Below are 17430 nucleotides of genomic sequence, written 5' to 3'. Positions count from 1 at the left end.
CTGCGACAACGAGCGAACGGCGAACGAGGTCAGGAGCGTCCGATGCCGAAGTTCCTCATCCAGGCCACCTACACCCCTGAGGGCACCAAGGGGCTGCTCAAGGAGGGCGCGAGCAGCCGCCGCACGGCGGTCGAGCAGGCCGTGGCGAGCCTCGGCGGGACGGTCGAGACGATGTACTTCGCCTTCGGCGAGCACGACATCATCGTCATCGTCGACTTCCCCGACCCGGTCGCGATGGCCGCCGTCAGCCTCCGGGTGAAGGCCAGCGGCGCCCTGCGCACCCAGGCCACCCCCCTGCTGAGCCTGGACGAGATCGACGAGGCGACCCGCCGCCAGGTGTCCTTCCGGCCACCCGGCGCGTAGCGTCCCGGGAGGTCGCTCAGCCGTCGGACCGCTCGGCCAGCGTGTGGGCGACGAGCGCGTTGGCGTGGCCGTGCCCGAGGCCGTGCTCGGTCTTGAGCCAGGCGACCAGCTCCATGTGCCGGGTCAGCGGCGAGGTGCGGATGAGGTCCTTCCAGTGCTCGACCGGACGGCCGTACTTCTTCTCGATCGAGGGGAAGTAGGAGGCGGGGCCCTTCACCGGTGCGCTCATGTGGTCCGTCCGTTCCGGTACTGGAGTGGCTGTGTCTGTCGTCATGGAGGACCGGCGGCGACGGCGGAACTGATCGCCCAGCGCATGTGAGCTGCGTCATGGCGCCCCGCACGTCACCTGACGGGGTGACGGCTTCCTGGAACTTCGCCGGAGCGGCGGGAGTTGTCACCGTGACGTGCGGGAGCGCGCGGCGACCGAGCCGACCGATACGAAGCCGAGGTGGCACGCATGGCGATGTGGGACCGGATCAAGGACCAGGCCAAGGGATTGCAGCAGCAGGCCCAGGGCCGCGGCTCCGGCGGGCACGGGCGCCCGGGCTCGGGGTCCGGGGGTTCGAAGGCGCAGCTGGTGAGCGCGCTGAAGTCCCAGCTGACCTCGCTGAAGACGGAGTTGAAGAGCGGCGCGTACAGAGACGCGAGCATGGCCGTGTGCGCCCTGGTGGCCGCCGCCGACGGGCATGTCGACCCGGCCGAGCGGCAGCATGTGGAGTCGCTGATCCTGAACAACGACGTCCTGCAGAACTTCCCGTCGGAGCAGCTGCGCCAGCGCTTCAACAAGCATGTGGACCAGATGGCCGCCAACTTCCAGCAGGGCAAGGCGGACGCGCTCCAGGAGATCGCCAAGGCCGCGAAGAAGCCCACGGAGGCCCGTGCCGTCGTGCAGACCGGGTTCGTCGTGGCGGGAGCTGACGGCTATGTGGCCCCGGCCGAGGAGCAGGTGCTGCGCGAGGCGTGCGGGGTGCTCAACCTGTCGCCGCAGGAGTTCGGTCTGTAAGAACTCCGGCGAGGTCGGTGCTACGGCGGACCCGGCGAGGTCAGTGCGGCGGCGCCCCCGGCATCGTCGTGAGCCCCGGCGCCGGCTCCGGCCAGACCAGCAGCAGCGGGCACGGGGCGTGGTCGACGACGAAGCGGCTGGCGGGACCCAGGCTGTGCGGGCCGAGCCGGCTGCGGTCGCCGTCGCGGGCCAGGACGAGCAGGTCGGCGCCCTCAGCGGCGGCGACGACCTCGCGTTCGACACGGCCGGTGCGCTCGGTGCGGGTGCAGGGCCGGCCGAGCCGTTCGGCGGCCGCGCCGAGGAGGCTCTCGGCGGAGGCGGCGGCGAGGTGCTCGACCCGGGTGCCGGGGTCGCGTTCGGGATGGCCGCGGCCCAGCAGCCCGGCGAACGCGCTGTGCGCGGCCTCGGCCACGTCGTCCCCGGTGACGTGCAGCAGGACGATCCCGTCGTCCTCGGACGTGTGCCGGCGCGCGGCGTCCACGCAGGCCGGCCAGGTGCCCTCGACGATCCAGACGACCACGGCCATCGGCTTCAGCCTCCTCCGATCACGGCCAGTGAGGCCCACAGTGCCACCACGGCGGCGCACAGGCTCGCGGGTACGGCGTACAGGCCGAGCCGGGTGAACTCCCCCAGCCGTACCTCGGTGTCGTGGGCGTGCACGATACGCCGCCACAGCAGGGTGGCCAGCGACCCCGCGTAGGTCAGGTTGGGGCCGATGTTCACGCCGAGCAGCACCGCGAGGACCGCGCCGGGCCCGGAGCCGGCGGTCAGCGGCAGCAGGACCAGCACCGCCGGCAGATTGTTGATGACGTTGGCGAGCACCGCGGCGAGCACGGCGATGCCGAACAGGGCGGCCAGGCCCGTGCCGTCGGGGACGAGGCGTCCGAGGGCCGTGTCGAGCCCGTTGTCCACGACCGCGCGGACGACGAGCCCGAGGGCCAGGACGAACGCGAGAAACGGCACCGACGCGGCGTTCAGCAGCGCCTTCGCGGTGGTGCGGCGCCGCAGCAGGGCCCGTACGGCGAGCACGGCCGCGCCCGCGAAGGCCGCCCAGGCCGGGTCGACGCCGATGGCCGAGGTCGCCACGAACCCGGCCAGCGTGCAGCCCACCGTCACCAGCGCGAACAGCGGCAGTGCGGGGGCGTCGCCCGCGGTCGGGGCCTGCGCGCCCGCGTCCAGGTCGGTGGCGAAGAAGCGCCGGAAGACCGCGTACTCCACGGCGATGGCCGCCAGCCACGGCAGCGCCATCAGCGCGGCGAACCGGGTGAAGGTCAGCCCGCTCGCCGCGAACGCCAGCAGGTTCGTCAGGTTGGACACCGGCAGCAGCAGGGACGCCGTGTTGGACAGATGGGTGCAGGCGTAGACGTGCGGTTTGGGGCGGGCGCCGAGCCGGGCGGCGGTGGCGAACACGACGGGCGTGAGCAGGACGACGGTGGCGTCCAGGCTGAGCACGGCCGTGATCGCGGACGCCGCCAGGAACACCTGGCCCAGCAGCCGGCGCGGCCGGCCCGCCGCCGTCCGCGCCATCCACGCCCCGCACGCCTGGAACAGCCCCTCGTCGTCGCAGAGCTGGGCGAGCACCAGGACGGCCGCGAGGAAGCCGATCACCGGGCCGAGGCGTTCGGCCTCGTCGAGCGCGTGGGCGGGTGAGAGGGCGCCGGTGGCGACGACCAGTGCCGCGGCCGGCACGGCGATCACCGCCTCGGGCAGTCCGAAGGGCCGGACGACGGCACCGGCCAGCACGAGCACGAGCATGGCCACGGACAACGTCTCCGCGAGCGAGGCGTTCAGCTTCCGGTCCTTCCGGGCGGGGCGGAGGGTCCGCCGGTCGATCTCGCCGCACGGTACTCCGCCGCGGGCGCCCCTCGGCCCTCCCACCCCGATCCCCACCAGGGGTCTTGCCCTCTCCCGCCCTACCGCCGCTGGGCCGTCTCGCGGCCGGGTGCCACCGTCGGCACCTCGCCCCGCGCGCTCGGGGACGCCGTGGGCCGGGCCGCCTGGTCCTCCACGGGTGCGTCCGTCACCCGTCGCCGGCTGTCGGCGGGCGCCGAGGTGCCGGTCCGCGACGCCTCGGACGGCGGCGCCGACGGTGTCCGCCGGGCGGACGGCTCCGTGCTCGGGCTCGGCACCGGTTCCGGGGTCGCCGGTGCCGTACGGCCGCCCGTGGGGGGCGCGAGCGGCGGGGCCGGGGACGTCGGCGTGTCCGCGCGCTGCCCGGTGAACGGCAGCGCGGCCAGCAGTGCCACCGCGCAGGTCACGCCCACCCCGACGGCCGTACGCGCCAGGCGGCGGCGGGACGCGCGGCGGCGGATCGCCTCGTAGTGGCCGGGCGGCGCGGCCAGATGCTCGGACGGCGGGCGCAGGACGACGAGCAGCGGGTCGTCGTCGGCGAGGGCGCGGCCGTCCGGTTCGTCGCCGTCAATGCGAGTGGTCAAGGCTTCTCCTCAGGTGGACGCGGAGCAGTTCGCGGGCCGCGTGCAGGTCGGCCTTGACGGTTCCTTCCTTGCGCCCGGTCAGCACGGACACCTCCCGGATCGGCATGTCAGCGTAGTAGTGGAGAAGGATGGGGATGCGCAGCCGTTCCGGCAGCGACTGGACCAGCAGCCGGACCGACGGGTCGGCCTGCTCGGGGTGCGGGGCGACGGCGGCCTCGGTGGTCGCGCGGCGCACGGCCCGACGTTCGCGCTCCAGCTTGCGCCAGTGGTCGCGGACCAGGTTGGCGGCGGTGACGTAGAGGAAACCGCGCGGTTCGTCCACCTTGCTCCAGCGGGCCCAGAGCCGGGTGAAGGCCTCCGACGCGATCTCGTGGGCCGTCTCGTCGTCGTCGACCAGCCGGCGGCACCAGCCGGCCAGACGGGGGTAGAGGGCGGCGAACAGCTCGGACGCCGCCTCGTCTCGGGACCGTTTCAACGCTCTCCATGGTCGGGCCGGCGACCGGGTCGCCGGCCGGGGTGTCACGGGGGAGGATGCCGGTCCGGCCGCGCGCGTTGCGCGGTCCGGAACCGGTTTCCGCCCCGGCGGCCGGTCAGAGGGACGGCGGGCCGGTCAGGGGGACGACGGACTCAGCACCGCGAACACGATCACGTTGTCGCGGTACTCCTGTCCCTCGCGGGGCCCGCCGCAGGTGATCAGCCGCAACTCGGGCCGGTCCACGTCCCCGTAGACGTCGTCCGAGGGGAACGCGGCCTTGGCGACCGTGCGGACGGAGCTGACCGCGAATACCGCGGTGCTGCCGTCCTGTCGGCGCGCCTCGATCCGGTCCCCCTTGCGCAGCCGGCTGAGGTCGTGGAAGACGCCGTCGCCGTACTCGCCCACGGTGACGTGGCCGAGGACGACCGACGGGCCGACCTCGCCGGGGGTGGGCGAGTGCCGGTACCAGCCGGCCCGGTCGTGGGCGGTGATGGGCGGCACCTCGACGGTGCCGTCCTTCTCCAGGCCCAGCCGGATCAGCGGGGTGTCGACCTCGATGGCGGGGATGCGCAGCCGGACGGGGGCCGAACGCCCCAGGGCGCGTGCGGCGTTCGCGGACGACCCGGCGGACCGCTCGCCGCTCCCTGCGGCGCCCCCGGTGCCCCGCGTCCGGCGGGCGGGCGCGCTCGCGGACGACTCCGAGGCGCCGCCGCCGCAGCCCACCAGGACCGAGGCGAGCGCGGCCGTGCCGAACGCGCGCCGGGACAGCGGCGTCATGCGCCGTGCGTCCGCCGGCGCCGGACGACGAACGTCGCGCCTCCGGCCAGGAGCACCGCGGCGGCGCCGGCGCCGGTCAGGGCGCCCGTGGAGGTGCCGGAGGACGAGTCGGCCACGCCCGTGTCGGGCGCCCCGGACGGGCGGACGGCGACCTGGCCGCGCTCCGCCGGCACCGGCGAGGCGGCGTCCCGCGCCGGCTCGCTGGGCACGGGCGAGGCGGCCTCCTGCGCGGGGTCGCTCGGCGCCGGGCTGGGGGTCCGGGTGGCGGCGCTGGGGGCGGTGCTCGGGGCGGAGCTGTCGGCGAGGGCCGGGGCGGCGCTCGCCAGCAGGGCGGTGCAGGTGAGTGCCAGGGCACTGAACACGGTTCGGCGCATCGGTCGCTCTCTTTCGTCGTTCGCCCGGTGGAACGCCGGGCGGGTGGTGACGGGTCGAGCGGAGAGACGACGCGACCCCGGGCCGGGTTGTAAAGAGCCGGCAAAGCCGGTGCGGGGCGCGTGCCGCGTGCGGGTGATGGAGCGTCAGCCCAGGGAATGCCGCGGCCGGCAGGGGAAGTTGACGGGACACAGCCCTCCGACGAAGGAGAACGCCATGCCCGAGGTCCCCGCCGAGCAGCCCGGCCGGGTGCGTGAACTCCGGCTCGTCGTCACGGCCGACGACTACGACGAGGCCCTGCGCTTCTACCGGGACGTCCTCGGCCTGCCCGAGCAGGCGGCGTTCTCCTCCCCGGACGGCCGGGTCACGATCCTGGACGCCGGCCGGGCCACCTTGGAGCTGACCGACCCGCACCACGCGGAGTACATCGACGAGGTCGAGGTGGGCCGCCGGGTCGCGGGACACGTCCGGGTCGCCTTCCAGGTGGACGACTCCCCTGCGGTCACCGCCCGGCTCGCGGCGGCCGGCGCCGAGGTGCTGGCCGAGCCGACCCGGACGCCCTGGAACTCCCTGAACTCCCGGCTTGAGGCGCCGGGCGCCCTGCAGCTGACGCTCTTCACGGAGCTGGGGGAGACGCCGGAGGAACCGGCGGAAGGCGATTCACCCCAGGCATAGCCTATTCGCCCGTTTTGGTGATAATTGAGACATGACTACGGCGACGCTTGAACTGGCGGCCACATCCACCGAGGTCCTTCGGTGGATCGCCGCTCTGGCGGGTGGGATTTTCATCGCCGGCGCACTGGTGTGGGCGGTGCAGTTCGGCATGCGGGTCCGCGACAAGGAGTCGCCGCGGCCCACTCCGGAGGAACAGACGCATCTGCCCGACGGCGGTGCCGTCCACGAGATCCGTGAGGTGCGGGAGCCCGACGAGGTGCCGCACGGCGAGGGCGGGGAACGTCTCCTGCCGCACGAGCTGCACGCCGCGAGCAGCAGGCGCAGCGAGGACCAGCACCGAAAGCGCTGGGATCCGGGGCACAGCGGGTCCTTCGGCGGCGGCGGCATCGGCCACCGCTGACCATCGATCGCTCCTGACCCGGCCCGCGCGCCGGGTCAGGTGGGGTCGGGCGCCAGGGCCAGCGCCATGATCACGAAGAAGTCGACGGCCACCATGATCACCGACCAGACCGGCGCGTACGGCAGGAACAGGAAGTGCGCGACCATGCCGAGCGACGCCAGGAAGATGCCGGTGAGCCGGGCCCACCAGGCGCCCCGCAGAATGCCGTGGCCGACGGACACGGCGACCACGCCGAGGGCGAGCAGCACCCAGCCCCAGGTCGTGAGGCTCCCCTTGAAGACGTAGTCGCCGACACGTGCGTACACGTCGTCGGCGGCGAGGGCCGAGATGCCCTGGAGGATGGCGAGGACCCCGTCGACCAGCATCAGCACACCGGCGAAGACCAGTGCGCCGGTCAGCCCCCCGGAAGGACGGCGGGGCCCGTACGACGGGGAGGCGGCCCTGGACGCGGACGGGCCGGCGGTGCTGTGGGCCGCGTCGGTGGCGTGCGCCTGCGACTGCTGCTGGGTCATGGCTGCCGTACCCCACTTCTCGCGTGGAACGCGATCGGTCGTGCCAACGGGTGCTGCGGTCGCTACGACGATCCGGGCGCCCGGGGCCGCCCACCAGGGGGCACGGGCCGATCGGGTGACGGCCGGGGTGCGGGCGGGGCCGCCGCGGCCTTCACTGGAGGGACCGCCGCACCTCCCTGGAGCCGTCATGCCCTCTCCCCGCACCCCCCGGACCCGGACCGCCGTGCTGCTGACGGCCGCCGCGCTCACCGTCGCGACGCTCACCTCGTGCTCGGACGACGACACCCCCGCCTCGGTGGCCAGCAAGGCGGCGTCCGCGTACGCCTCGGCGACGGCGGAGGCGGGCCGCGCGCTGGACGAGATCAAGGGCGGCGTGAACGCGAAGGACGCCGTACGGGTGGGCGGGGTGAGGACGAACGCGGACGGGCGCGCGGAGGCGGAGATCTCGGCGGAGAACACCACCGACTCGAAGAAGTCCTTCGCCGTCCAGGTCGACTTCAAGGACGACGACGGCAATCTGCTGGACGCGGCGGTGGTGACCGTGTCCGACGTGGCGGCGGGCGCCACCGGCAAGGCCACCGCCCGCAGCACCCGCGACCTGAGCGGCCAGGTGCGCGCGGAGGTGGCGCGGGCGGTGCGCTACTGAACCCCTCAGGCGGTCAGCCGGCGACCGTGATGGCGATCTGCTCGCTCGTCGCGGACACCCCGTTGAGCGTGGCCGTCGCCTGGAGCAGGCCAGGACCTGCGGGCAGCGCCACGCCCGGCACACACGACCAGCTGCCGTCCGGCGCGGCGGTGGCCGAGCAGACCTCCTGCTCCAGTGCGTCCACCACGGTGACCTGGGCGCCCGGGTAGGCGGTGCCGGAGGTCTCGGGCGCGCTACCCAGGGCCACTCCGGAGGGTGGACGGGACAGGGTCGGCGCGGGCAGGCCGACCGTCACCGCGCAGCCGCCGCGCTGGTGGACCGTGCCCTTGGCGTCCCTGAGGGCCAGGGTGCAGTCGGGGAGCCGGGTGCCCGGCTCGGCGTCCGGGGCCACCGTCAGCACGAACGGGAAGGTCCGCCCGTGCCAGGCGGTCGCGGCGGCCGTCCCCTCGAAGGCGTACGAGGCGCTGGCGCCGCCCACCGCCACCGTGCCCCGGAAGCCGGCCGCCGCGAACGGCATCCCCGTCACCCGGGCCCCGGCCGGTGCCGTCAGCGTCAGCACGCTGCCGGCGCCGAGCGGGGCGCCCTCGTAACCGCCGACGTGGACGATGCCCGCGCGGCCGGGCTCGATCGTGGCGCTCGCCCACAGCTCGTGCCCCACGGGGTCGGGTGAGCCGCCGGCCGCCTGCGCCATGCCGGTCAGTCCGGCCGCGAGCAGCGCGCCGGCGACGGCCGGCGCGGCGAGGATCGTCGTCTTCCAGGTCCTGCTCATCGTCGGGGGAGCTCCTCACATACCTCGGCGGTACCCCACCCTCGCCCGCGATTCTCGCGGCCGGGGCCCCGCCCGGCCCGCGCTCGGCGGCCGGACGGGGCCGGAGGGACGACAGCTACCACCCGTCCGGGCGCGGCGGCGGGCGCCTACGCGAGCCAGGCCGTCGTGTCCGGGGCGAGCCGGCCCGACTCCAGTGGGGCGCTGCTGAGCAGCACCTCCCCCGCCGGCAGGTCGACCGGCCCGGCGGAGAGGTTGGCGACACAGCGCCAGCCGTCGGAGCGGGCGAAGTGCAGCACCCCGGCCGGGGCGTCCGGGATCCAGCGCAGCTCCTCGCCGTCCAGGAGCTTGCGGCGCAGCCGCAGCGCCCGGCGGTACAGCTCCAGGGTCGAGCCCGCCACGCCGTCCTGGGCCTCGACGGCGTACGCGGCGAAGCGCTCCGGCTGCGGCAGCCAGGCCCCGCCCGCGCCGAAGCCGTACGACGGGCCGGTCGTCGTCCAGGGCAGCGGGACCCGGCAGCCGTCGCGGCCCTTGCGCACCCGCCCGGTCTGCTCCCACACCGGGTCCTGGAGTACCTCGACGGGCAGGTCGGCCACCTCGGGCAGCCCGAGCTCCTCGCCCTGGTAGAGGTACGACGAGCCGGGCAGCGCCAGCATGAGCAGGGTGGCGGCGCGGGCGCGGCGCAGGCCCGCCTCCTCGTCGACCTCGGGGGCGTGGCCGCCGGACAGCAGCCAGGCGTTGTCGTCGGTGCCGGGCGGCAGCATCAGCCGGGAGGTGTGCCGGACGACGTCGTGGTTGGACAGCACCCAGGTGGCCGACGCGCCCGCCGAACGGGCGGTGGCGAGCGAGTCGGTGATGATCCGGCGCAGCTCCTCGGCGTCCCAGCCGGCCTGGAGGTACTCGAAGTTGAACGCCTGGCCGAGTTCGTCCGGGCGGGCGTACAGGGCGCGGCGGGCGGCCGGGTTCACCCAGGCCTCGGCGACCGCCATGCGGGGCGGGCGGTAGGAGTCGAGGATCTTGCGCCAGTCGCGGTAGATCTCGTGGACCTCGTCGCGGTCGTAGAAGGGGTGGCTGCCGGGCGGGAGGTCGGGGAGCGCGTCCTCGCGGCTCAGCTCGGGGGTGCCGAGGTCGCGCAGCGGTTCGCTCAGGTCCTTGGCGAGCGCGTGCGCGACGTCGACGCGGAAGCCGTCGACGCCCCGGTCGGACCAGAACCGCAGGGTGGTCCGGAAGTCGGCGCGGACCTCCTCGTTCTCCCAGTTGAGGTCGGGCTGCTGCGGGGTGAACAGGTGCAGGTACCACTGCCCGTCGGGCACCCGCTGCCAGGCGCTGCCGCCGAACACGGACTGCCAGTCGGTCGGCGGGAGTTCGCCGTGGGCACCGCGTCCGTCGCGGAAGACGTAGCGTTCCCGGGCGGCCGAGCCCGGTCCGGCGCGCAGCGCCTCCTGGAACCAGACGTGCTGGTGGGAGCTGTGGTTGGGGACCAGGTCGACGATGACCTTCAGGCCGAGGCGGTGGGCCTCGGCGGCCAGCGCGTCGAAGTCGTCGAGGGTGCCCAGGCGCGGGTCGACGTCCCGGTAGTCGGCGACGTCGTAGCCGCCGTCGGCCAGCTCGGACGGGTAGAAGGGGCTCAGCCACAGGGCGTCCGCGCCGAGGGCGGCGATGTGGCCGAGGCGCTGGGCGATCCCCTTCAGGTCCCCGAGCCCGTCGCCGTCGCCGTCGGCGAAGCTGCGCGGATACACCTGGTAGATGACGGCCTGGCGCCACCAGTCGGGGTTGCTGGACGAGAGGTCGGGCGTGGTGGTGCGGACGGTCACGCGGTCTCCTCGTGGCTCGGTACGGCGACATCACCAACACTGTCCACTTGGCCGGAAAAGCGAACACCGCGCAGAGCGGATCGAATCATTCCTCCTGTGACGGGATCGTGATGGACGCTTGAACTCCCTTTGCGTTTCCGCAGGTTGACACGGGTGATCCGCCCCAAGACGATGTGCACACGCTGTGGCGCATGTGACCAGTGGGCCCAGTGTTTTCTTCTTCGACCACTCTCCACCCCACGAGGGGATACGCATGTCCATAGCGAGACGTGTCATCGGACGGCGCCTGCTGGGGGCGGGCGCCGCGTCGCTCGCCCTGTGCGCCGCCACCGTCGCCGCCGCGCCCGGCGCCTGGGCCCACGGCTCGGGCGGCGACGGCTGGAACTCCGGCGGCAGCTACCGGCCCGGCACCGGCGCCGGCACCCGGACGGCCACCGACCGCTGCGAGTTCTCCCTCGACGGCACGCACTTCACCGCCTCCGTCAAGGTCGACGACCAGAACCTGAAGGTCACCGGGGACGGCAAGGCCCACATCACCGTGCGCGCCGCCGACGACGCCACCACCTGCACCGCCTCGCTCGCGTCCTACCTGGCCCACGGCCCGTCCTTCGCCACCTCCGGCGAGCAGGTCTTCGTCGACTTCGACACCGTGACGGTGAAGCCGGGCGCCACCGACACCCTCGACATCGCCGTGCCGGACGCGGGCTGCTTCGCGCAGATCGACCTGTACCGCGGGGCCGTGAAGTTCGACGGGAAGCACGACGCGAACGACGGCTTCGAGCACGGCGACCTGCCCAAGGGACCGGACCGCCCGGTCATCAAGGACAAGCTGATCGCGGCCTGGAACGGCGGCACGAAGGACTGCACGACCGAACCGCCGGCCACCGAGGAGCCCCCGACGACGCCTCCGGCGGAGCCGTCCGAGCCGGCCACCGACGAGCCGTCGACCCCGGCCGACGAGTCGACCCCGCCCGCCTCGGACACCCCGTCGACGGATGCCCCGTCCCCGGAGCCCTCGGACTCGGCGTCCGCCGCCGCCCCGTCCCCGAACGGCGGCGGCGACCTCGCGGAGACCGGCGGCAGCAGCGCGACCGGGCCGATCGCGCTCGGTGCCGTGGTGCTGGTCGCGGGTGGCGCGGCGTTCGTCGTCGCCTCGAAGCGGCGCCGCTCGGCCCGCTCCTGAGCGAGCCGCCGACGGGGGCCCGGGGACCACTCCCCGGGCCCCCGCCCGCAAGCGGGTCAGACGCCCGCGACCGTCTCCAGATAGAGCTTCACGAACCGGTCGACGTCCACGTCCAGCGCCACGTCCACCAGCGACTGCTCGCGCAGCCCGTCGTGGATCTCGGACTCGCCGGGGCGGGGACGCCGGTCCACGAGGGTCTGGCCGCGGGTCGGTCCCGGCGCCAGGGACACCTCCACGGGCAGCAGCCGCGTCGCGATACCCGCCGGGTCCACGACCGCGCAGACCGCGCCCGCGTCCCCGACGCCGCCGGCCTCCGGGTCGCCGTCGACGTCCGGCGCGGCGGGGCGGTGCGCGAGCAGGTCCCCGGCGAGCCGGGCGCCCGGCTCCGCGCTCTCCCGCAGTGCGCGGACGTCCGCGCCGGGCACCACGACCCGCTGGAAGACGTCCAGGCCGTACATGGTGATCGGCACCCCGGCGGTGAGCAGGATCGCCGCGGCCTCCGGGTCGTGCCACACGTTGAACTCCGCGACCGCCGTGGCGTTCCCGCAGGCCACCGCGCCGCCCATGAAGACGATCCGCTCGATGTGGTCCGTCACCTCGGGGTGCGTGCGCAGCAGCAGGGCGATGTTGGTGAGGGGCGCCGTCGGGATCAGGGTCACCGGGCGCGGGGACGCCAGGATCTCCCGGCGCAGCAGATCGACCGCGCCGAGGTCGGAGGGGACGCGGGCCGGGGCGGGCAGACCGATGTCGCCCATGCCGTCGTCGCCGTGCACGTGCCGCGCCGAGCGGGACGGCTCGATCAGCGGACGGGCGGCCCCGCGGGCCACCGGGATCTCGGGGGCGCCGGCCACCTCCAGCACGGTCAGGGTGTTGCGCACGACGCCGGCCACGTCCGTGTTGCCGGCCACGCAGGTCACCGCGCGCAGGTCCAGCCCCGGATGGCGTACCGCGAACAGCAGCGCGAGGGCGTCGTCCACGCCCGTGTCACAGTCGATGATCACCGGGATCGGCCGGCCGTCGTTCGTCACGGCGGGTCTCCTGTCTGGAGCAGTGCGGTGGCGGGCCCTACGAACCGACCTTACGGTGTCGTACAGGTGGAGTGCGTCGCCGTATGACGTCGCCACGCGGAAGCGCGTGCGCGGCGTCATGCGGCGTCTCCGCTGTTCGGGCCCCCTATGTGTCGGGCCGGGCGGGCGTCACCCGGACGGACCGGCGCGCTGGTGGGCCCGGGCCCACGGTGGTGCCTTGGGAACACGTGCCGATCTTGAGCGCGCCCCTCACCCCAGCCCAGGGAGGCCCTGCGATGCCCCGTCCCCCGGCCCGTGCACTCGTCGCCCCGGCGCTCTCGGCCGCCGCCCTGCTGTCCGTCTCCGCGTGCGCGCTCGCCGGTCAGGAACAGGCCCCGCCCCCGCCCGTGAACGCCCCGGCGTCCGCCGCCCAGTCCCCGGCGGCCGCCCCGACGCTCACCGAGGCGCAGGCCCGGGCCGCGCTCGTCACCGAGGCCGACCTCGGGGAGCCGTGGGTGCCCACCCGGGGCTTCGCGACCTGGCGGGAGGCCATGCTGAAGGCGACCGCCGAACCGGCGGAGTGCGGGGACCTGCTCGACGCCCTGTACGCGGAGGAGTTCTTCGGCGCCGACGCCACCACACGGGCGTCGGTCGGCCTGGACGACGACTGGGGCGGCGCCCAATTGCGCTATCAGGTCGTCGCCCATCGCCCGGACGCCCTGGACCGGGCGATCGAGCGGCTCGGCGACTTCTCCCGGCGATGCGGCTCGTTCACCGCCACCGCGCCGGGCGGCCCGATGTCCGTCGAGGTGAGGACGGTGGGACTGCCGAAGCTCGGGGACGCCCGGCAGGCCCTGCGGATCGTCCTGAGCGCCGTCTCCGAGTACGGGGACGGGCCCCGGCTCACCCTGGACGTGGCCGCCGTACGGGTGGGCGACGACGCGATCGCCGTGACCAACGGCAGCCTCGGCGAGGTGCCGTCCGACGCCACGCTGACCGCCGTCGAGCTGGGCACGAGCCGGCTGGACGAGGTCAGGAAGCGAGGGCGGGCCGAGGTCTGAGCCGGGCCTCCTGGCGTACGTACTACGCCATACGGTCCACGGCGTTCTTGGCCTCCGCCAGGCCCGCGCCGGTGACCTCCCGGTAGACCTTGATCGCCTGGATCCTCTTGTCGTCCCGCAGCAGCGCCGCGACCTCTTCCAGGCGCGGGTCCTCCTCGCGCAGTCCGAGATGCCCGAGGACCAGGTCGAGCTTCTGCTCGATCCGCGCCGCGCGGCGCTCCGCCTGGGACATCCGGCTCTGCAGGCTCAGCAGGAGCAGGACAGCGGCGGCCACGGCGAAGATCATTGCCATCGTCTCCATACAGGGGAGGACGTCTCCGGGACCGCCGGGGTTCACTCGTCGTCGTCGTCGAAACGCAGCCGGTGGGCCACCACGTCGTGGGAGACGTCCAGCGCGGTACGGCCCTGTGCGAAGGCGTGCGCCCGCAGCCGGGCCAGCGCCTCGTCCGTGCCGACGGCGAGCTGGGCCATGATCATGCCGGCGGCCTGGTAGAGCGGGTCGTGGTCGGCGGCGAGCCCGCCCAGCCACACGTCCTCGTCCTGCTCGCCCGTCGCCTCCTCGTGCGGCAGCGCCATCAACGCGATCGTCATCATCCCGGCGACCAGCCGGGCCGTGCGCAGCTCTCCCCGGGTGAGCGTGCCGGGGGTGTCGCCGTAGAGGTCGAGGGTGCCGACGCAGACCCGGGCGTCGCCGAGCGGCAGCGAGTAGACGGCGCTGACGCCGGCCGCCGTGGCCTGCTGGGCGAAGACCGGCCAGCGCGCCACGTCCCCTCCGGTGGTCAGATCGCCGGCGAGCACGGGCGAGCGGCTGCGCGCGGCCCACTGGCAGGGGCCGTCGCCCAAGGTGGCCTGAATCTCGGTGACATACGCGGCCCGGGGGCCGCTCGCGCCGAGCTGGACGGGCATCCCGTCGCAGTGCAGCGACACGCTGGCGCCGGTCACGGGCAGCAGGTCGACGGCGACCCGGCACAGCCTTTCGGGCACCTCGCCGGGACCGGCGCCGCTCATGCACGCGGCGATGGCGTCCGCGGCACTTCGGGGTTCCGGGTCCGGTTCCCCGCGGTGCTCGTCTCCGCGCCGCACGACTGCCTCCCGGTAGTACCGCACACGGGCGGCCCGGTCACTCCCGGCCGCCCGCCCCGGACGCGCCCCGACTACCCCTGCGCCTGCGCGTGAAACCCGCCGGGGGTTCCGTCAGAGCGGCGGCTGTGCGGGTGCCGGGCCCAGGGTCGTCGTACCGGGGGCCGTGCGGTGGCCGAGGCCGGTGCGGTAGGCGTCCAGGGCCGCCTCGACGCGGCCGGTACGGCGGAGGAGGTCGCCCAGGAGGCGGCACAGGTCGGCCAGGTCACCGGCCGCGCCCGCGCGCTCCAGCAGGCTCAGGGCGCGGACGTAGTGCTCCTCGGCGGTGTCGGTCTCGCGGGCGTCCTCGGCGATGATGCCGAGCAGCCGGTGGGCGGCGGCGGAGTGCAGCGCGCCGCGCTCGGAGCTGAGGTCGCTGAGCACCTCGTGGAGGAGGGCGGCGGCCTCGGCGGACTTGCCGCGCCGGTGCAGGACGTCGGCGAGCTCGACGGCGACCTGGCTGGTGTAGAGGGCGGCGCGCTGGGCCGTGAGCATGGTCTGCGCCTCGCGCATCTCCGCCTCGGCGCGCTCCAGGTCGCCGTTCTGGGCGTAGACGTACCCCCGCATCCAGTGGCAGTTGGCGAGTTCGGTGCGGATCTGGAGCTGCCGGTACAGCTCGGCGGCCTTCGCCAGGGAGGCGTCGGCCTCGGCGATCCGGCCCTCGGCGAGCAGGGTGCGGGCCACGGCCCGGTGCATCCGCGCCACCAGCGCCGGGTCGCCGGCCTGCGGGGCCAGGGCGAGCGCGTACTCGGCGGCCTGCGCGGCGCGGGCGTGGGCGCCCATGTCCATGTAGGGGCCGATGACGCTGGCGTACAGCATCAGCAGGGCGTCCGGGTCGTGCAGTCCGCCGCGGTTGAGCTCGTCGAGAGCGGACTCCAGGAGGTAGACGGCGTACCGGAGTTCACCGGTGAGGTAGTGCGCCACGGCCCGTCCGCGGACGGCCGGGGCGCGGGCGGGCAGCGGTGCCCCGGCCGCCGTGAGGACCTGCTCGGCCTGCTCGAAGTGGCCGCGCGCTGCGTCCAGTTCGCCGGCGTCGAGACCGCACTCGCCGAGTCCGAGAAGGGCGGCGGCCCGCTCCTCGGCGAGGTCGTGGGCGCTCGCCTCGGCGAGCAGCGCGGTGAACTGCCCGGCCGCCGCGGCGGTGCCGCCGGTGGCGAGGAGGCGCTGGGCCTCGGTGAGCCGCAGCCGCAGATCGGTGCCGAGGTGGGCGGGGCGGCCGGTGGCCAGCTCCTCGAAGGCGACGCCGAGCCGGTCGGCGATGTGCCGCAGCGCCTCGTCGGAGGCGCGGACCCGGCCGGCCTCCAGGGTGGAGATGTAGGCGGGGGTGTACGCCGGTTCGGCCAGCTGCCTCTGGGTCAGGCCCCGGTCGGCGCGCAACTGCTGCACTCTGCGCCCGATCGTCCCCGGATCGTCACGTTCCGACACGCTCAACTCCCCCTGGGGCCCTTGCCGTTCGAGTGCGACAGCCCCTAGGTTAAACCGCGTATTAAACGTGGTTAACCCTTGGCTGTTGCGAGGTCGCCGTGCAGCAACGCACCAGCACCACCGAGCGCTACACCCGAGGCGTCGCCGCCGCGGTGGTCGCCGTGACGACCCTGATCCTGGCGGCCAACGCGGGTCCGGCGAGAGCGACGGAGCTGAAACCGGCACAGCAGCGGACTCAGCATGTCATTCCGGCGGCCCCCACACCGTAGGTCTCACACAATCGCCGTACCCGGCCGGGTGTTCACCCGCTGACCTGGAGCTGGCGCAGCTGACGGTGCACGTTCTCCAGGGCGCCCCGCCGGCGCCCCGGCACCCGGCCGCGCAGCTCCATCAGGATCGGGCCGAGCTCCCGGGCGAGCGCCGGGTCGTCGATCCGGCCCCACTGGTGGTGGGCGTGGTCGACCGCCGACTCCACCGCGGGCGCGTCCGGCGACTGCCCCGCCGTCAGCCGCGCCGAGGCGACCGTCAGCCAGGTGCGGCAGCTGCGCACCGGGTCCCCCGCCAGCATCGCCAGGTCCGCGCGGACCTCGATCCAGTGCAGCGCCTGCTCGGAGGCGGGCCCATGGGTGTGCACGGCGGTCCGCTCGTGCCGGGCGGCCAGCGCGTCCGCCTCCGTGTGCCGCCCGGCCTGCGCGGCGGCGGCGATCTCGGCGTGCGGGTCGTCCGGCGCGGGCGGGTACGCGCTCAGCACCAGGTCGACGCCCAGGCCGGCCTCCGGCGCGATCCGGGCCAGCGCCTGCTCGTGGAGCCGGTCGAGCGGCGGCCGGTGCCCGCTGCGCAGCAGTGCGGCGACCGCCTTCATGTACACCGGGCCGGCCGGCGCCCGGCGCCCCGGGGGCGGTGCGATCCGGCCGAGGACGGTGGTGCCGCGCCCGCAGTCGAGGGGCCGGGTGCGCAACAGCTCCCAGGTCTCGGCGTCGGCGTGCAGATCGAGGATCAGGGCCGTCGACCCGGGCGGGCGCAGCCGCAGCTCCTCGCCGATCCAGTGCCAGGGGAGCCCGGTGTAACGGACGGTGGCCGGTGTCGAGCGGGCCAGCGCGAGATGCGGCAGACGCTGGCGCCGGTCCAGATGCAGCTGGCCGGTGACGAACACGGTGAGCGGGCCGGGGGAGACGGCGGCGGCCCGCAGCCGGGTCAGCACGGCCTGCGGTTCCAGGGGGTCGGCGAGCTCGACGACGTTCGCGGTGTCGGTGCCCGCCAGCACCGGCGGCGGCACGGCGGCCAGCACCGGGAGCACGGAGGCCGCGTCCACCAGGCGCGCCCGGCCGGCCGGAGCGGCGGCGAGCAGCAGCACTGTTCCGGGCATCGGTCCCTCCCCGTCCCCGTCGATCACGTAC

General features: G+C 74.7%; 23 protein-coding genes. 8 read left to right on the top strand and 15 right to left on the bottom strand.

Annotated elements, in window-relative coordinates:
- The first annotated feature begins 42 nt into the window (after positions 1–42).
- Positions 43–363 (top strand): GYD domain-containing protein, encoded by a 321-nt coding sequence (locus KBY32_RS16210; protein ID WP_055621165.1) that lies wholly within the window; start codon positions 43–45, stop codon positions 361–363.
- Between the two features lie 16 nt (positions 364–379).
- Here KBY32_RS16210 and KBY32_RS16205 read toward each other — a convergent pair whose 3' ends face one another.
- A complete protein-coding gene (locus KBY32_RS16205) occupies positions 380–592 on the bottom strand; it encodes a DUF4287 domain-containing protein (RefSeq protein WP_210980532.1) in 213 nt (70 codons plus the stop codon).
- 228 nt (positions 593–820) lie between these two features.
- Between KBY32_RS16205 and KBY32_RS16200 the strand changes: the two genes are divergently transcribed.
- Positions 821–1366 (top strand): tellurite resistance TerB family protein, encoded by a 546-nt coding sequence (locus KBY32_RS16200; protein ID WP_210980531.1) that lies wholly within the window; start codon positions 821–823, stop codon positions 1364–1366.
- A gap of 40 nt (positions 1367–1406) precedes the next feature.
- On the opposite strand, the gene KBY32_RS16195 is transcribed toward KBY32_RS16200, so the two are convergent.
- The 6 genes from KBY32_RS16195 to KBY32_RS16170 all read right to left on the bottom strand — a co-directional run bounded on the left by KBY32_RS16195 (position 1407) and on the right by KBY32_RS16170 (position 5427).
- Positions 1407–1892, bottom strand: coding sequence for a universal stress protein (locus KBY32_RS16195; RefSeq protein WP_115504482.1), 486 nt, complete (start codon positions 1890–1892; stop codon positions 1407–1409).
- 5 nt (positions 1893–1897) lie between these two features.
- Entirely contained in the window at positions 1898–3121 is a 1224-nt protein-coding gene (locus KBY32_RS16190) for an SLC13 family permease (RefSeq protein WP_374224949.1), read from the bottom strand.
- A 158-nt stretch (positions 3122–3279) separates the two neighbouring features.
- Positions 3280–3801: a hypothetical protein gene (locus KBY32_RS16185; RefSeq protein ID WP_210980530.1), complete on the bottom strand. Its 522-nt coding sequence runs from the start codon at positions 3799–3801 to the stop codon at positions 3280–3282.
- Positions 3785–4276 carry an RNA polymerase sigma factor gene (locus KBY32_RS16180; protein WP_055621161.1) on the bottom strand — a complete coding sequence of 164 codons (492 nt, stop codon included), beginning with the start codon at positions 4274–4276 and terminating at the stop codon, positions 3785–3787. The genes KBY32_RS16185 and KBY32_RS16180 overlap by 17 nt, the downstream gene beginning before the upstream one ends.
- 135 nt (positions 4277–4411) lie before the next feature.
- Complete coding sequence (locus tag KBY32_RS16175; RefSeq protein ID WP_210980529.1) at positions 4412–5053, bottom strand: class F sortase; 642 nt, start codon at positions 5051–5053, stop codon at positions 4412–4414.
- The gene (locus KBY32_RS16170; protein ID WP_115504479.1) at positions 5050–5427 is read right to left on the bottom strand and encodes a Tat pathway signal sequence domain protein; all 378 of its coding nucleotides are present in this window, start codon (positions 5425–5427) and stop codon (positions 5050–5052) included. The genes KBY32_RS16175 and KBY32_RS16170 overlap by 4 nt, the downstream gene beginning before the upstream one ends.
- 214 nt (positions 5428–5641) lie before the next feature.
- On the opposite strand from KBY32_RS16170, the gene KBY32_RS16165 reads away from it, so the two are divergent.
- The gene (locus KBY32_RS16165; protein ID WP_210980528.1) at positions 5642–6100 is read left to right on the top strand and encodes a VOC family protein; all 459 of its coding nucleotides are present in this window, start codon (positions 5642–5644) and stop codon (positions 6098–6100) included.
- A gap of 31 nt (positions 6101–6131) precedes the next feature.
- Positions 6132–6500, top strand: a complete 369-nt coding sequence (locus KBY32_RS16160; protein ID WP_055621157.1) for a DUF6479 family protein — start codon at positions 6132–6134, stop codon at positions 6498–6500.
- A gap of 35 nt (positions 6501–6535) precedes the next feature.
- Here KBY32_RS16160 and KBY32_RS16155 read toward each other — a convergent pair whose 3' ends face one another.
- The gene (locus KBY32_RS16155; RefSeq protein ID WP_115504476.1) at positions 6536–7012 is read right to left on the bottom strand and encodes a hypothetical protein; all 477 of its coding nucleotides are present in this window, start codon (positions 7010–7012) and stop codon (positions 6536–6538) included.
- 187 nt (positions 7013–7199) lie between these two features.
- On the opposite strand from KBY32_RS16155, the gene KBY32_RS16150 reads away from it, so the two are divergent.
- Entirely contained in the window at positions 7200–7658 is a 459-nt protein-coding gene (locus KBY32_RS16150; protein ID WP_210980527.1) for an FxLYD domain-containing protein, read from the top strand.
- A gap of 13 nt (positions 7659–7671) precedes the next feature.
- Here KBY32_RS16150 and KBY32_RS16145 read toward each other — a convergent pair whose 3' ends face one another.
- Both KBY32_RS16145 and KBY32_RS16140 read right to left on the bottom strand, forming a co-directional pair.
- The gene (locus KBY32_RS16145) at positions 7672–8427 is read right to left on the bottom strand and encodes a carboxypeptidase regulatory-like domain-containing protein (RefSeq protein ID WP_210980526.1); all 756 of its coding nucleotides are present in this window, start codon (positions 8425–8427) and stop codon (positions 7672–7674) included.
- Positions 8428–8573: 146 nt separating this feature from the next.
- Positions 8574–10238, bottom strand: a complete 1665-nt coding sequence (locus KBY32_RS16140; protein ID WP_055621153.1) for an alpha-amylase family glycosyl hydrolase — start codon at positions 10236–10238, stop codon at positions 8574–8576.
- A 253-nt stretch (positions 10239–10491) separates the two neighbouring features.
- Here KBY32_RS16140 and KBY32_RS16135 point away from each other — a divergent pair, with 253 nt between their 5' ends.
- The gene (locus KBY32_RS16135) at positions 10492–11421 is read left to right on the top strand and encodes an LAETG motif-containing sortase-dependent surface protein (protein WP_210980525.1); all 930 of its coding nucleotides are present in this window, start codon (positions 10492–10494) and stop codon (positions 11419–11421) included.
- Positions 11422–11477: 56 nt separating this feature from the next.
- On the opposite strand, the gene KBY32_RS16130 is transcribed toward KBY32_RS16135, so the two are convergent.
- Positions 11478–12449 (bottom strand): nucleoside hydrolase, encoded by a 972-nt coding sequence (locus KBY32_RS16130; protein ID WP_308293742.1) that lies wholly within the window; start codon positions 12447–12449, stop codon positions 11478–11480.
- Positions 12450–12724: 275 nt separating this feature from the next.
- On the opposite strand from KBY32_RS16130, the gene KBY32_RS16125 reads away from it, so the two are divergent.
- A complete protein-coding gene (locus KBY32_RS16125; protein WP_210980523.1) occupies positions 12725–13489 on the top strand; it encodes a hypothetical protein in 765 nt (254 codons plus the stop codon).
- Positions 13490–13511: 22 nt separating this feature from the next.
- On the opposite strand, the gene KBY32_RS16120 is transcribed toward KBY32_RS16125, so the two are convergent.
- The 3 genes from KBY32_RS16120 to KBY32_RS16110 form a co-directional block, all read right to left on the bottom strand.
- Positions 13512–13790, bottom strand: a complete 279-nt coding sequence (locus KBY32_RS16120; protein ID WP_055621149.1) for a ribosomal protein L7/L12 — start codon at positions 13788–13790, stop codon at positions 13512–13514.
- A 32-nt stretch (positions 13791–13822) separates the two neighbouring features.
- The gene (locus KBY32_RS16115; protein WP_308293741.1) at positions 13823–14572 is read right to left on the bottom strand and encodes a GAF and ANTAR domain-containing protein; all 750 of its coding nucleotides are present in this window, start codon (positions 14570–14572) and stop codon (positions 13823–13825) included.
- 111 nt (positions 14573–14683) lie between these two features.
- A complete protein-coding gene (locus KBY32_RS16110) occupies positions 14684–16033 on the bottom strand; it encodes a helix-turn-helix domain-containing protein (RefSeq protein ID WP_210980522.1) in 1350 nt (449 codons plus the stop codon).
- A gap of 98 nt (positions 16034–16131) precedes the next feature.
- Here KBY32_RS16110 and KBY32_RS16105 point away from each other — a divergent pair, with 98 nt between their 5' ends.
- The gene (locus tag KBY32_RS16105; protein ID WP_210980521.1) at positions 16132–16302 is read left to right on the top strand and encodes a hypothetical protein; all 171 of its coding nucleotides are present in this window, start codon (positions 16132–16134) and stop codon (positions 16300–16302) included.
- 32 nt (positions 16303–16334) lie between these two features.
- Here KBY32_RS16105 and KBY32_RS16100 read toward each other — a convergent pair whose 3' ends face one another.
- Positions 16335–17399, bottom strand: a complete 1065-nt coding sequence (locus tag KBY32_RS16100) for a hypothetical protein (protein ID WP_210980520.1) — start codon at positions 17397–17399, stop codon at positions 16335–16337.
- Between the last annotated feature and the right edge of the window lie 31 nt (positions 17400–17430).

Origin of the sequence: Streptomyces sp. RK62 (assembly GCF_018070255.1) — a bacterium.
Lineage (GTDB): Bacteria > Actinomycetota > Actinomycetes > Streptomycetales > Streptomycetaceae > Streptomyces > Streptomyces nigra.
Note: the sequence above shows the minus strand (reverse complement) of the source record. Positions and strands in the feature narration are given on the sequence as shown.

Bases quoted from the DNA above. Each gene is read 5' to 3' on its own strand.
- KBY32_RS16165 (WP_210980528.1), top strand. From the start codon at position 5,642: ATGCCCGAGGTCCCCGCCGAGCAGCCCGGCCGGGTGCGTGAACTCCGG.
- KBY32_RS16155 (WP_115504476.1), bottom strand. From the start codon at position 7,012: ATGACCCAGCAGCAGTCGCAGGCGCACGCCACCGACGCGGCCCACAGC.
- KBY32_RS16160 (WP_055621157.1), top strand. From the start codon at position 6,132: ATGACTACGGCGACGCTTGAACTGGCGGCCACATCCACCGAGGTCCTT.
- KBY32_RS16205 (WP_210980532.1), bottom strand. From the start codon at position 592: ATGAGCGCACCGGTGAAGGGCCCCGCCTCCTACTTCCCCTCGATCGAG.
- KBY32_RS16120 (WP_055621149.1), bottom strand. From the start codon at position 13,790: ATGGAGACGATGGCAATGATCTTCGCCGTGGCCGCCGCTGTCCTGCTC.
- KBY32_RS16195 (WP_115504482.1), bottom strand. From the start codon at position 1,892: ATGGCCGTGGTCGTCTGGATCGTCGAGGGCACCTGGCCGGCCTGCGTG.
- KBY32_RS16210 (WP_055621165.1), top strand. From the start codon at position 43: ATGCCGAAGTTCCTCATCCAGGCCACCTACACCCCTGAGGGCACCAAG.
- KBY32_RS16125 (WP_210980523.1), top strand. From the start codon at position 12,725: ATGCCCCGTCCCCCGGCCCGTGCACTCGTCGCCCCGGCGCTCTCGGCC.
- KBY32_RS16150 (WP_210980527.1), top strand. From the start codon at position 7,200: ATGCCCTCTCCCCGCACCCCCCGGACCCGGACCGCCGTGCTGCTGACG.
- KBY32_RS16190 (WP_374224949.1), bottom strand. From the start codon at position 3,121: ATGCTCGTGCTCGTGCTGGCCGGTGCCGTCGTCCGGCCCTTCGGACTG.
- KBY32_RS16135 (WP_210980525.1), top strand. From the start codon at position 10,492: ATGTCCATAGCGAGACGTGTCATCGGACGGCGCCTGCTGGGGGCGGGC.
- KBY32_RS16100 (WP_210980520.1), bottom strand. From the start codon at position 17,399: ATGCCCGGAACAGTGCTGCTGCTCGCCGCCGCTCCGGCCGGCCGGGCG.
- KBY32_RS16145 (WP_210980526.1), bottom strand. From the start codon at position 8,427: ATGAGCAGGACCTGGAAGACGACGATCCTCGCCGCGCCGGCCGTCGCC.
- KBY32_RS16175 (WP_210980529.1), bottom strand. From the start codon at position 5,053: ATGACGCCGCTGTCCCGGCGCGCGTTCGGCACGGCCGCGCTCGCCTCG.
- KBY32_RS16200 (WP_210980531.1), top strand. From the start codon at position 821: ATGGCGATGTGGGACCGGATCAAGGACCAGGCCAAGGGATTGCAGCAG.
- KBY32_RS16170 (WP_115504479.1), bottom strand. From the start codon at position 5,427: ATGCGCCGAACCGTGTTCAGTGCCCTGGCACTCACCTGCACCGCCCTG.